12 protein-coding genes are annotated in these 11,363 nt (G+C 69.5%); 7 read left to right on the forward strand and 5 right to left on the reverse strand.

Annotation, left to right across the window (positions count from 1 at the left end):
- Nucleotides 1–736 (forward strand): ABC transporter ATP-binding protein (locus ACWDU1_RS21595; RefSeq protein ID WP_450000951.1); only part of this gene is annotated, 736 nt, incomplete at its 5' end.
- Nucleotides 729–1,460, forward strand: coding sequence for an ABC transporter ATP-binding protein (locus ACWDU1_RS21600; protein ID WP_450000953.1), 732 nt, complete (start codon nt 729–731; stop codon nt 1,458–1,460). The genes ACWDU1_RS21595 and ACWDU1_RS21600, both read left to right, overlap by 8 nt.
- Nucleotides 1,461–1,640: 180 nt before the next feature.
- On the opposite strand, the gene ACWDU1_RS21605 is transcribed toward ACWDU1_RS21600, so the two are convergent.
- The 5 genes from ACWDU1_RS21605 to ACWDU1_RS21625 all read right to left on the reverse strand — a co-directional run bounded on the left by ACWDU1_RS21605 (nt 1,641) and on the right by ACWDU1_RS21625 (nt 6,643).
- Nucleotides 1,641–2,351: a hypothetical protein gene (locus ACWDU1_RS21605; protein WP_450000955.1), complete on the reverse strand. Its 711-nt coding sequence runs from the start codon at nt 2,349–2,351 to the stop codon at nt 1,641–1,643.
- Nucleotides 2,352–2,575: 224 nt separating this feature from the next.
- Nucleotides 2,576–3,553, reverse strand: a complete 978-nt coding sequence (locus tag ACWDU1_RS21610) for an NADPH:quinone oxidoreductase family protein (RefSeq protein WP_450000956.1) — start codon at nt 3,551–3,553, stop codon at nt 2,576–2,578.
- Complete coding sequence (locus tag ACWDU1_RS21615) at nt 3,550–4,326, reverse strand: enoyl-CoA hydratase-related protein (RefSeq protein WP_450000958.1); 777 nt, start codon at nt 4,324–4,326, stop codon at nt 3,550–3,552. The genes ACWDU1_RS21610 and ACWDU1_RS21615 overlap by 4 nt, the downstream gene beginning before the upstream one ends.
- A complete protein-coding gene (locus ACWDU1_RS21620; protein ID WP_450000969.1) occupies nt 4,323–5,315 on the reverse strand; it encodes a phosphotransferase family protein in 993 nt (330 codons plus the stop codon). Before ACWDU1_RS21620 ends, ACWDU1_RS21615 begins: the two co-directional genes overlap by 4 nt.
- A 26-nt stretch (nt 5,316–5,341) precedes the next feature.
- Nucleotides 5,342–6,643, reverse strand: a complete 1,302-nt coding sequence (locus ACWDU1_RS21625; RefSeq protein ID WP_450000960.1) for an acyl-CoA dehydrogenase family protein — start codon at nt 6,641–6,643, stop codon at nt 5,342–5,344.
- Between the two features lie 36 nt (nt 6,644–6,679).
- On the opposite strand from ACWDU1_RS21625, the gene ACWDU1_RS21630 reads away from it, so the two are divergent.
- The 5 genes from ACWDU1_RS21630 to ACWDU1_RS21650 all read left to right on the forward strand — a co-directional run.
- Nucleotides 6,680–7,357: a TetR/AcrR family transcriptional regulator gene (locus ACWDU1_RS21630; RefSeq protein WP_450000962.1), complete on the forward strand. Its 678-nt coding sequence runs from the start codon at nt 6,680–6,682 to the stop codon at nt 7,355–7,357.
- 85 nt (nt 7,358–7,442) lie between these two features.
- On the forward strand, nt 7,443–8,660 hold the full coding sequence (locus ACWDU1_RS21635; RefSeq protein WP_450000963.1) for an acyl-CoA dehydrogenase family protein: 1,218 nt from the start codon (nt 7,443–7,445) through the stop codon (nt 8,658–8,660).
- 376 nt (nt 8,661–9,036) lie between these two features.
- On the forward strand, nt 9,037–9,981 hold the full coding sequence (locus tag ACWDU1_RS21640) for an acyl-CoA dehydrogenase family protein (protein ID WP_450000971.1): 945 nt from the start codon (nt 9,037–9,039) through the stop codon (nt 9,979–9,981).
- Between the two features lie 6 nt (nt 9,982–9,987).
- On the forward strand, nt 9,988–10,767 hold the full coding sequence (locus ACWDU1_RS21645) for an enoyl-CoA hydratase/isomerase family protein (RefSeq protein WP_450000965.1): 780 nt from the start codon (nt 9,988–9,990) through the stop codon (nt 10,765–10,767).
- An 11-nt stretch (nt 10,768–10,778) separates the two neighbouring features.
- Nucleotides 10,779–11,363 (forward strand): acyl-CoA dehydrogenase family protein (locus tag ACWDU1_RS21650; RefSeq protein WP_450000967.1); only part of this gene is annotated, 585 nt, incomplete at its 3' end.

Raw genomic sequence — 11,363 nt, forward strand, 5'->3', positions numbered from 1 at the left:
CCTGACTGTCCGATACGGGGGAGTGGTGGCCAACAGCGCCGTCTCGCTCACCGTGCGGCCCCACGAGATCGTGGGACTGATCGGACCCAACGGAGCCGGTAAGACCTCGTTCGTGGACGCGATCACCGGGTTCACCGGATCCACGGGGGCGGTGACCCTCGACGGCGCCGATATCACCCGGCTCGCGCCCCACCGGAGGCGCCGGGCCGGACTGTCGCGGACGTGGCAGTCGGGCGAGCTGTTCGGGAATATGTCGGTCGTCGAAAATGTGACCGCCGCATTGCGACCCGGCGGATTCGCGACCGTCCTCACCGACCTCTTCGGCCGCCGCCGGAATCGGGCCGACCCGGCCGTCACCGCGGCCCTGCACGCGGTGGGTCTCGGCGATATGGGCGCGGTCCCGGCCCGGGACCTGACTTTGGGACAGCAGAAACTGGCCGGCGTCGCCCGCGCTCTCGCCGGACAATGCCGCATCCTGCTGCTGGACGAACCCGCCGCCGGACTCGACAGCCGGGAAAGCCTCGATTTCGCCGAGCAGATACGCGGTATCGCCGCGAGCGGTCCGGGGGTCCTGCTGATCGATCACGACATATCGCTGGTGCTCGGGGTCTGTGATCGGGTCTACGTCATGGAGTTCGGGCAGATCATCTTCGCGGGGACCCCGGCCGAGGCGCGGGCAGACCCGGCCGTGATCGCCGCCTATCTCGGAGCGCCGATGGAGGACGCCGATGTCTGAGGCCTTGCTGGTGGCGGAAGGACTCGCCGCCGGGCACAACGGCATACCCGCGGTCGAGGGACTGGATCTCGCGGTCGCCCCCGGTGAGGTGACGACTCTGCTGGGCCCCAACGGCGCCGGGAAGACCACCACCCTGCTCGCGCTCGCCGGCCTGCTGCCCCCGATGCGCGGCCGCGTCACCGTCCTCGGCGCCCCCGTCGACCACCGGCGACCGCACCGGACCGCACGCCGCGGACTGCGGCTCGTCCCCGACGATCGCGGGTTGTTCCCACCGCTGACCGTCGCCGAACATCTCCGCCTCGCGGCCCCCACGCCCGACGCGGCCCGGGAGAAGGCGGTGCTCGCCCGGTTCCCCGCGCTGGAAGGTTTACGCGGCCGGAAAGCCGGACTGCTGTCGGGTGGCGAACAGCAGATGCTCGCCCTCGCCGCGGCGCTGGTGGGACGTCCGAAAGTGCTCATGGTCGACGAGATGAGCCTGGGTCTGGCGCCGATGGTCGTGCAGGACATGCTGCCCGCGATCCGGGCGACCGCCCGCGCGGAAGGGATCGCGGTCCTGCTGGTGGAGCAGCACGTCGATCTCGCGCTGGCCGTCTCCGACCACGCGGTCGTACTGAACCACGGCAGGGTGGTGCTGTCCGGCGATGCCGCCGGGTTGCGCGCCGACCGGGACCGGTTGACAGCGGCCTACTTCGAGGGCGGCGATCCGGGATCCGCGCCATCGTAGGCGCGTCGGCCCCCGGGTGACGAAGGCCGCACGGACGATAGTTGCAGAGAACCTTCGGCGCGGCTGTTGTTGCGGTCAGGAGGCGTGCGCGCGGGGAGTAGCAGGTGGTCGAAGTGGGCGCGGGCGTGTACCACCGCACCACGAACCGGATGAGACCAGCGACGATCTCCTCGGACGCTTTCAGCCAGACCCTCCGTCACCACCACCGCCACATCCGCCGAAACCGCCACCATCGAAGCTACCGCCGCCGCCGCTGTCACGCCCGGAGTCCCACCGGGTGGAGCCGTCAGCGGAATTGCGTCCCGTGCGAAGCCGGAGTGCATACCCGATATGGTCGGGGTGTTCGTCCAAGAACTCCGCGATCGCCGCCACATCCAGGCCTTCCGTGTCGTGGAGCTCTTGGATGATCTCGACCATCTGCCACGCAGAGGCGGACCGGGACTCCGGCATGCGGGCGGCTTCGAGTTCGGCATCGATCTTCTGGGACAGCGACATGAAGTTCAGTCGCGGAAAACGAGGATCCGGGTAGGTAACTCTGAAATCCCTCTCTGTCTCCCACCTGGCAGCTCGGCGCTTCTCCCGGGACCAGACAAACCGGTTGGGGAACAGGATCATTTTGAGCCGCTTCCCGATTGCCCAGGTATCGGGCTTCCATCCGATCGGACCCGGGAACCATGCCAGGAACTCTGCGTATGCCCGTGCTTCACCGTCGTCCTGCGCCTTGTGGAGCTGTGCCCAGAGGAGCTTACGTTCTCGGGTGAGCCGTTCGATCGCGGGCTCGTCCGGTTCCATCCGGCGGGGGGCGTCATGGGTTTCGCGCGCCTCCTGGTAGCACTCTCGAAGGTATTCCGCGAAAGATAACCGCTCAGGGTCGTGGTCGTCTTCGGTCACGAGTTCAATTCTCGCCCATCGCTCGGCCAAGGTCTCCCAGCGCGAATCCACCGCACGGAACCAGCTGGATGCGGCGGTGATCAGCGCCCTGCCCGACTGGGAGTAGACCTGGGTATCGACGTAGATCGCGGTCCCTGCTGGCCCCCCGGTCCAGGCGATTGAACACCGCTGCAATGTCGTCGGCGTAGGAGTCGTGTGGTGATCACCGTCGGTTCCGGCGATCGCTAGATTGTCAGATCGATCAGGATCTTTCCGATCGCCCGGCCCGAGGCGACTTCGCCGAGAGCCAGTGCCGTGTCCTCCAGTGGGTGGACCGCGCCGATATGCGGAGCGATTCGCCCCTGTTCCAGCAGCGCCGCGAGTTCCTCATCGTTGCGCCGGAATTCGTCCGGTGCGACGTCCTGGAACTGGAACCCGAGTATGTGCACGCCCTTGACCAGCACCAGGTTCAGCGGAATGCGGGGGACCGAGCCGGAGGCGTAGCCGATGGTGAGGAAGCGGCCGCCGCGCCTCAGCGCCCGGAGCGCCGGTTCGGCGAGGTCACCGCCCACCGGGTCGAGGACGGCGGCGGCTCCCGCTCCGGCCGTTTCCCGCAGGGCCTGCCGGAGATCGCCCGCACTGTGGTCGATCACATGTGCCGCACCGTAGGACTGCGCGGCGGCGAGCTTCTCGGCCGAGGACGCCACGGCGATCACCTCGGCACCCAGCGCGACGGCCAGCTGCACCGCGGCCAGGCCGACGCCCCCGCCCGCACCGAGGACGATGACCGGATCGCCCGGCCGGACGCGGGCCATCGAGCGGAGCGCGTGGTAGGCGGTGCGGTGCGCGACACCGGAGGCGGCGGCGGTGCGGTCGTCCACCGCCGCCGGAATCGCGGCGAGGTTCGCCGCGGGCACGACGATATCGTCGGCGAAGGCTCCGTAGAGGCCCGTTCCGGTGACCCGATCGCCCACCGCGACCCCCTGGCAACCCGGCCCCAGCTCTTCGACGGTGCCGGCGAATTCGCTGCCCGGTACGAAGGGCGGCGGCACGGTGATCTGGTACTTCCCGGCGATCAGCAGGATATCCGGGAAGTTGGCCGCGGCCGCGCGAACCCGGATACGCGCCTGCCCGTCGCCGGGACGCGGCGGCTCCCGGCGTTCGAGCCGCAGCACCTCCGGGGTGCCGAATTCCGGGCAGATCACCGCCCGCCCGGAACTCATTTGCCCTGCCACTCCGGGGCGCGCTTCTCCATGAAGGCCATCGCGCCCTCCTTGGCGTCCGCGCTCGCGAACACCACTTCCTGCCAGTGCCGGAGCCGCTGCGCGGCCTTCGCCGGATCGGTGACCGACAGGCGCACCAGTTCTTTGCAGGCCGCGACGCCGAGGGGGCCGTTGGCGGCGATGCGCTCGGCGAAACCGAGTGCCGTGTCGAGCACCTGATCGGCCGGGACCACCGCGTTGATCAGGCCGATCTCATAGCCGCGTGCCGCGGAGAAGAATTCGCCGGTCAGAGTGAGCTGCAGGGCGATTCCGAGTGGGATCCGCTCGGCGATATAGGTGCCGCCGCCGCCGGGAAAGAGCCCGCGCTGTACCTCGGGGAGACCGAACTTCGCGGTCTCGGCGGCGACGATCAGATCGCAGCCCAGTAGCACCTCGAGACCGCCGCCGACCGCGGATCCGTTGGCCGCGCCCACCACCGGGACCTCGACCGCGCCGCGGGCCAGCCGCTGGAACGCCCGGTTCTCCGGGGTATCGCTGAACCCCACATCCTCGCCGCCGGAGAACGCGCGCAGATCCATTCCGGAACAGAACGCCCGATCGCCGGCAGCGGTGATGACCAGCGCGCGGATACCGGGATCGCGTTCGGCCTCCAGGACCGTCGCGCCGATCGCGCCGATCAGATTCCCGTTCAGGGCATTACGCGCTTCGGGGCGGTTCAGGGTGAGGACGGTGACCGGACCGCGCCGGTCCACCAGGAATTCTTCGTCGCTCATGAGCGGTACTCCGTTGATTCGGCGAGTTCGGCGGCGGATCGCATGAGTTCGGGAACGATCGGGCCGAAGGACTGCAATTTGATGTCGTCGCCCGCGCGCTGGAAGCCCTGTTCCAGCACGATCGCGAGCTTCCACTGGGCCAGGACCAGGTAGTAGTCGAGATCGTCGACCTGCCGCCCGGACACCTCCGCGTAGTGCGCGACCACCTGATCACGGGAGGGCATACCGTACATATCGACGTAGCCGGACTCGCTCGCCTCGGGCGCGGAGGTGTCTTCCGGCCAGCCCTGGACCATCCAGGCCAGATCCAGTTTCGGATCGCCCACGGTGCCCATCTCCCAGTCCACGATGGCGGCCAGTCGCGCGGGCCCGCCGTCGCGGTACATGACATTCGCGAATTGGTAGTCGCCGTGCATGAGACCCGGGACGAAATCCAGTGGACGGTGTTCGCGCAACCAGCGGGTCGCCGTCTCCATCCCCTCGAGTTCGCGGCCCTTGATCCGTTCGAAGAACCCGGTCCACCGTGCGACCTGCCGTTCGTGGAAACCGTCCGGCCGGCCCAGATCGTCCAGGCCCCGTTCGCGCCAATCCACCTTGGACAGCAGCGCGATCCCCTCGGCGAGCTGATAGGCCAGCCCCCCGCGCGCGGTGAGATCGGTATCGAACGGCGCCGGCCACACCCGCCGGTGGTCCATCGGCGACCAGCCGTCCACGAACCCCATCAGGTAGAAGGTCCGGCCGAGCACCGACGGATCGGTGCAGACCCCCACCGCGGACGTATGCGGGACATCGGAGCCGTCGAGGGCCTCGATGATCCGCCATTCCCGCAGGATTCCCTTGTCCCGGTCGGCCGGGGCGTGGGTCGGCGGAATGCGCAGCACGCTGTGGTGCTCGCCCCGGGTGATCTCGTAGATCTCGTTCTGCGTCCCGCCCGAGAGCAGTTTCGTCTGTAACGGTTCACCCTTACCGGGGAGTCCGGCCTCGTCCATCCAAGGCCCCAGTGGCGCGAAGTCGATCACAGGTTGCCCACCTCGTTCTCCAGATAGTCGGCGTATTTCGCCCGCGCCGATTCGAGCTTGCGGGGAATCCATTCGGTGGGCCACAGATCGTCGCTGGGCGAATAGTCCCGCAGCACCTGTTTGGCGACGGTCATCTTGTGCACCTCGGTGGGCCCGTCGGCCAGGCCCATCACCCCGGCGCCGTGGATCATCGTGAAGAACGGCAGTTCGTTGGTGGTGCCCAGGGCGCCGTGTACCTGCATGGCCCGCCAGGCGATATCGTGCAGGACGGTCGGCATCACGACCTTCACCGCGGCGATATCCTTGCGGACCTTCTTGTAGTCGTTGTATTTGTCGATCTCCCAGGCCGTGTAGAGCACCAGCAGCCGGAACTGTTTGAGCTGCGCGTAGGAGTCGGCGATATAGCCCTGGACGAACTGCTTGTCGGACAGCCGGCTGCCCGCGGTCTCGCGGCTCAGTGCCCGTTCGCACATCATGTCGAGGGCGCGCTGGGCCAGGCCGATGGTGCGCATGGCGTGGTGGATACGGCCGCCGCCCAACCGGGTCTGCGCTATCACGAACGCCTGCCCCTCCCCGCCGAGCAGGGCCTCGGTCGGAACCCGCACATCGCGATAGTGGATGAGGGCGTGCGAGCCGTCGTTCAAGGGTTCGCCGGCGAGTCCGATATTGCGTTCGATCTCGATACCGGGGGTGTCGGAGGGGACCAGGAACATCGACATGCCCTTGTACGGGCTGATATCCGGGTCGGTCACCGCCATCACGATCAGGAACGCGGCGGTGCGGGCGTTGGAGGAGAAGAACTTCCAGCCGTTGATCACCCAGTCGTCACCGTCGCGTTCGGCCCGGGTGCGGAACAGGGTCGGATCGGCGCCGGCCTGCGGTTCGGTCATCGAATAGCAGGAGAACAGTTCACCTTCGAGCAGCGGCCGCAGATAGCGTTCCTTCTGCGCCTCGGTGCCGTAGTGGGCGATGATCTCCGCGTTGCCGGTATCGGGCGCCTGGCAGCCGAAGACGATCGGCGCCCACGAGCTGCGGCCCAGGATCTCGTTGAGCAGCGCCAGTTTCAGCTGCCCGTAACCCTGCCCGCCCAGTTCCGGGCCGAGATGGGTGGCCCACAGGCCCTGTTCCCGTACCCGTTGCTTGAGCGGTTCGATGGCCGCCCGGCGGGCGCCTTCCAAGGGCACGAACTGCTGATGCGGCCAGATCAGATCGAGCGGTTCGACCTCCTCGCGGACGAACGCGTCGGCCCAGTCCAGTTTCTCCTGGAAGTCCGGGTCGGTATCGAAATCCCACGCCATTTGCGCCTCCTCTCGTGAGGTGAGAATATCCTTCTTGTGGAGAAGAATGCAATTCTTTCGGACTCGGATCCGGGTTCGGACCTGGCCGGCCGTATCGCCCGGCAGGCGGTCGCCGGGCGGGAAGCGGAGTACGCGGGGGAGGTCCGCCGCTTGCTGGACGCCGCACTGGATCAGGTGCGCCGATGCGGTCCGGACGGCCGGCCCAGGGTCGCCGATATCGTCGCCGCCGCGGGGTCGTCCAATGACGCGTTCTACCGGCATTTCCGCTCCAAGGACGCGCTCATGGCGGCCCTGCTGACCGACGGCACGGAACGGCTGGGCCGCTATGTCGCGCATCGGATGGCGAAGGAATCCGATCCGGCCGCCCGGGTTCGCTCCTGGGTGTCCGCGATCCTGGCCCAGGCCGAAACGGCGAGCGCCGCGGATACCCGGGCGGTGCTCTGCCAGACCGGTGGGCTGGGCGTGGATCTGGTGTCGGGCCGGGCCGCGTCCGCGCCGCGGCGGCTGGCCGCACTGCTGCACGCCCCGCTGGCCGAGCTCGGGGTGCGCGAGCCGGAATACGTCGCCGGCCTGCTCGCCTATTCGGCGGTGGGAAAACTGTCGGAACACCTGTGGTCCGATATCGAGCCGACGGCGGAAGAGGTGGCGCGACTGGGTGATTACTGCCTGTTCGTGGCGGCGGCCGCCGGGGTGGGTGGTGCACCGCCGGTGTGATCCGCGTGGCCGCGGCGTGTGGAAACCGCGTCGGCCAAACCCGTAAACATTGCAATCCTTATGAGGATTGTCGTAATGTACGCGCATGGACTTCACGATGGGTGCGACCGCCGGGAAGCTCCGGGGTGAGCTGCGCCGGTTGATCGCCGACGAGGTCCCCGCCGACTTTCTCGGTGCCTTCACCGACGACCCCGACGACCTGGCTGTCGCCCAGCGCTTCTGTGCCATGCTCGCCGAGCGCGGTCTGCTCTGCCTGGCCTGGCCGGAGGAGTTCGGCGGCCGGGGCGCCTCGATCTGGGAGCAGACCGTGGTGCGCGAGGAGATGTGGGCGCAGCACGAACCGCGCGGGGCGCAGTACATGGGCGTCAACTGGGTGGGTCCGACGATCATGCGGCACGGCACCCCGGAACAGCAGCGTAAACACCTGCCACCGATCGCGCGCGGCGAGGTGGTCTGGTGTCAGGGGTTCAGCGAGCCGGAGGCCGGGTCGGATCTGGCCTCGCTGCGTACCACCGCCCGTCCCGACGGCGACGGCTGGTCGATCTCCGGTCAGAAGATCTGGACGTCCTACGCGACCATGGCGCAATGGTGCTTCCTGCTCGCGCGCACCTCGAGCAGCGGCCGGAAACAGCAGGGACTCACCGTGTTCCTGCTGCCGATGTCGGATCCCGGCATCACGGTCCGGCCGATCGACGCCATGCTCGGCCCGCACCATCTCAACGAAGTCTTCTTCGACGGCGTCCGGGCCACCGAGGCCGATGTCCTGGGCGAGGTGGACCAGGGCTGGGCGGTCGTACAGGAAGTACTGGCCTTCGAACGGGTCGGGATCGCCCGCTACGCCCGGTGCGAACGGCTGTTGCACGCCGCGCCCGAGGTGCTCGGAGCCACCTGGGACGAGATCCCGGCCACCCTGCGTGGCCGCTGGGCCCGGATGCTCACCCGCTGCCGCCGGGCCCGGCTGCTCGCGTATCAGGTGGTATCGCTGCAGAATTCGGGCACCGTCGCGCCGGGTGATGCCGCCGCCTACCGGATCGCGGTCACCCGCCTCGACCAGGAGAGCGCGGAAGTACTGGTGGAACTCGCCGCGGCCGTACCCGCCGATTCACCGGAGCGCCGCCGGTTCCGCAGTGCGGTCCACGACCACTGGCGGTATGCCAATGCCGCCACCGTGGCATCGGGCAGTATCGAGGTACAGCGGATCCTGCTGGCGCGGGAACTCCTCGCCCCCGGCGACTCGGTCCGGCGGCGTTCGCCGGACGACCGGGGGAGCCGCCCGCAAGCGTCCGGGCGGGCGGCGTCGTGACCGCCGCGCCGCGCGCGCTACCGGTCCCGGATTTCCTTCGGGGCGCCGAAGTATCACCGGCCCCCACGGTCGTCGCTGCCGGCTCTCCCCGGCCCGTCGATGCGACCGGCCCGGCGGTGGACGCGGGTGCGAACGCTGCCGAGCCAGGCGCCGGGACCCGCCGGGTCGCGCGCCGGCGCAGCCGGATCCGGTATCGGACCCACGGCGTGAGCGTTTCCGCCGTTCCGGAGGAGACCGGGTCATCGGAACCGCCGCCGGCGACGGCCGCGACCGGGCGGGCCGCCCCGGGAGCCGGTGCGGCGGCACACAACCGCAGGGGATATCGCGGCCGCCGCAGGAGGACAGTGTGAGTACGTCGACCGGGTCCGAGCACGAGGTGCGGCTCGAACTCGCCGCCGAGGCCCAGGAATTCGGCCGCCAGGTGGTCCGCGCGCTGCGGGCGGCCGGTGGGGACGAACTGGTGCAGCGGGCCGAACGCGAACCCGCCCGCCGCCGGGAGCTGATCGAACCGGTGCTGGGAGATCTGGGTGCCTGGGATCTGACGCCGCGTCGCGACCCGGTCGAACTGGAAGCGGCCGCGGCGCTGTGCCGGGGCGCCGGCTACTGGGCGACGCCCTATCCCGTCGCGGAACGGCTGGCGCGGCCCGAGGATCCGGAGTTCGACGGGCTGATCGTGGTCGCGGGCCCCGAACCCGCCGGGCAGGTCGCCGAGGTGGACCTGCGCTGGGCGACCGTCGCACCCGACGGCACCTGCGGGGAGGCCGTGCCGATCGGGCCGGAGGCGCCCGGCCGCAACGCCGCATTCGTTACCCGGTTCGAGATCCGGCCCCGGCCGGGGGACGGCTCCGCCGATCTCGCCCTCGCGCTGACCCTGCCGTGCTGGACCCTGCTGGGCATGCTGGACCGGGCGCTGGAGCTCGCACGCGCCCATGTGCAGATGCGCGAACAGTTCGGGCGGTCGCTGAGCGAATTCCAAGGTGTGCAGTTCCAGCTCACCGACGCCGAGGTCGAACGCAGGGGGGTCGATCTGCTGGCGCGGTACGCGCTGTGGAGTATCCAGTCCGGGCGTCCCGAGGCGGTCGACGACGCGCTCGCGCTGCGGCTGGCCGCCCTGGAGGCCGCCGATATCGTGTTCCGGATCGCCCACCAGTTGCACGGGGCGGTGGGTTTCTGCGACGAGACCACGCTGTCCTGGCTGTCCCGGTACAGTCTGCCGCTGCGGCGGTTGCCTGTCGGTCCGGTGGGCACCGAGGAACTGCTGACCGGCCGGATCGGCCGTCGTGGTCTGGCCGGGCTGTTCTCCGACCCGGCGGGAGTGTGAGGCGCGGTGGAATACGAGCTGCCCGAGGTACTGACCGTCACCGGTGACGGACCCATCCGCACCGTGACGATCAACCGCCCGGACGATCTGAACGCGGTGAACGCCGACCTGCACAGGGCGCTGGCCCAGGTGTGGCGGCAACTGGCCGCCGATACCGAGGCGCGGGTGGTGATCCTGACCGGGGCGGGCCGCGCGTTCAGCGCCGGCGGCGATCTGGACTGGATCACCTCGTTCCTGGACGATCCGGTGGCCCGCGACGAGAGTATCCGCGAGGGCGCGGAGATCATCGAGGAGCTACTGCGTTTCCCGCTGCCGGTGATCGCGGCCGTGAACGGTCCGGCCGTGGGCCTGGGCGCGAGTATCGCGATCCTCAGCGATATCGTCCTCATCTCCGATCGCGCCCATCTCGCCGATCCGCATGTCGCGGTGGGGCTGGTGGCCGGGGACGGCGGCGCGGCGTTCTGGCCCCTGCTCACCCCGATCCTGCGGTCGCGCGAATACCTCTACACCGGCGACCGGATCGACGCCGCGACCGCGGTGGAGCTCGGACTGGCGACCCGGATGGTGCCCGCCGACGAACTCGCCGACGCCGCGCGCACGCTGGCCGGCCGGCTGGCGAAACAGCCGCAGGGCGCGCTGAGCAGCACCAAACGCGTGGTGAACATGTATCTCTCCCAGGCGCTGGCGGGACCGCTGCAGGCCGGGTTCGCGGCCGAGGTGGTGACCATGCAGTCCGACGAGCATCGCGACCGGTTGCACGCTCTGCGTGACCGGGCGCGGCGCTGAGGCGGGCAGCGATGACCGCGCCCCGCGATCTCGCAGGCTTCCGTGCCGAGGTACAGGACTGGTGCCGGGCCAACGTCCCGGCCGGGTGGCGAGAGGCCCAGACCGGCGCCACCGACGCCGATTTCGTCGCGTTCCAGCAGGAATGGTTCCAGCGGCTGCGTTCGGCCGGGTACGCGGTACCGCACTGGTCGGCCGAATTCGGCGGCGGGATGCCGATACCGGAACAGATCGTGCTGTATCAGGAACTCGCCGCGCACGACGCGCCGCGGCTGGTCCTGGCGTTCGTGGCGATCCACCATGCCGCGGCCACCCTGCTGGCCGGCGGCACACCCGCCCAGCGGGAACGCCATCTCCCGGCGATCCTGGACGGTGAACTCTGGGTGCAGGGCTTCTCCGAACCCGGCGCGGGCTCGGATCTGGCCGCCCTGCGCACCACCGCCCGGCGCGACGGCGACGACTATGTGGTGACCGGGCAGAAGGTGTGGGCGAGCGGGGCGCAATACGCCGACTGGTGCCTGCTGCTGGCCCGCACCGATCCGGAGGCGCCCAAACGGAAGGGCATCTCGTACTTCGTGATGGATATGCGCAGCCCGGGA

Source organism: Nocardia sp. NPDC003345 (assembly GCF_053589395.1).

Excerpts from the sequence above, each read along its gene's own strand:
- ACWDU1_RS21635 (WP_450000963.1), top strand. The coding sequence starts at position 7,443 with ATGGACTTCACGATGGGTGCGACCGCCGGGAAGCTCCGGGGTGAGCTG.
- ACWDU1_RS21610 (WP_450000956.1), bottom strand. The coding sequence starts at position 3,553 with ATGAGTTCCGGGCGGGCGGTGATCTGCCCGGAATTCGGCACCCCGGAG.
- ACWDU1_RS21600 (WP_450000953.1), top strand. The coding sequence starts at position 729 with ATGTCTGAGGCCTTGCTGGTGGCGGAAGGACTCGCCGCCGGGCACAAC.
- ACWDU1_RS21625 (WP_450000960.1), bottom strand. The coding sequence starts at position 6,643 with ATGGCGTGGGATTTCGATACCGACCCGGACTTCCAGGAGAAACTGGAC.
- ACWDU1_RS21615 (WP_450000958.1), bottom strand. The coding sequence starts at position 4,326 with ATGAGCGACGAAGAATTCCTGGTGGACCGGCGCGGTCCGGTCACCGTC.
- ACWDU1_RS21620 (WP_450000969.1), bottom strand. The coding sequence starts at position 5,315 with ATGGACGAGGCCGGACTCCCCGGTAAGGGTGAACCGTTACAGACGAAA.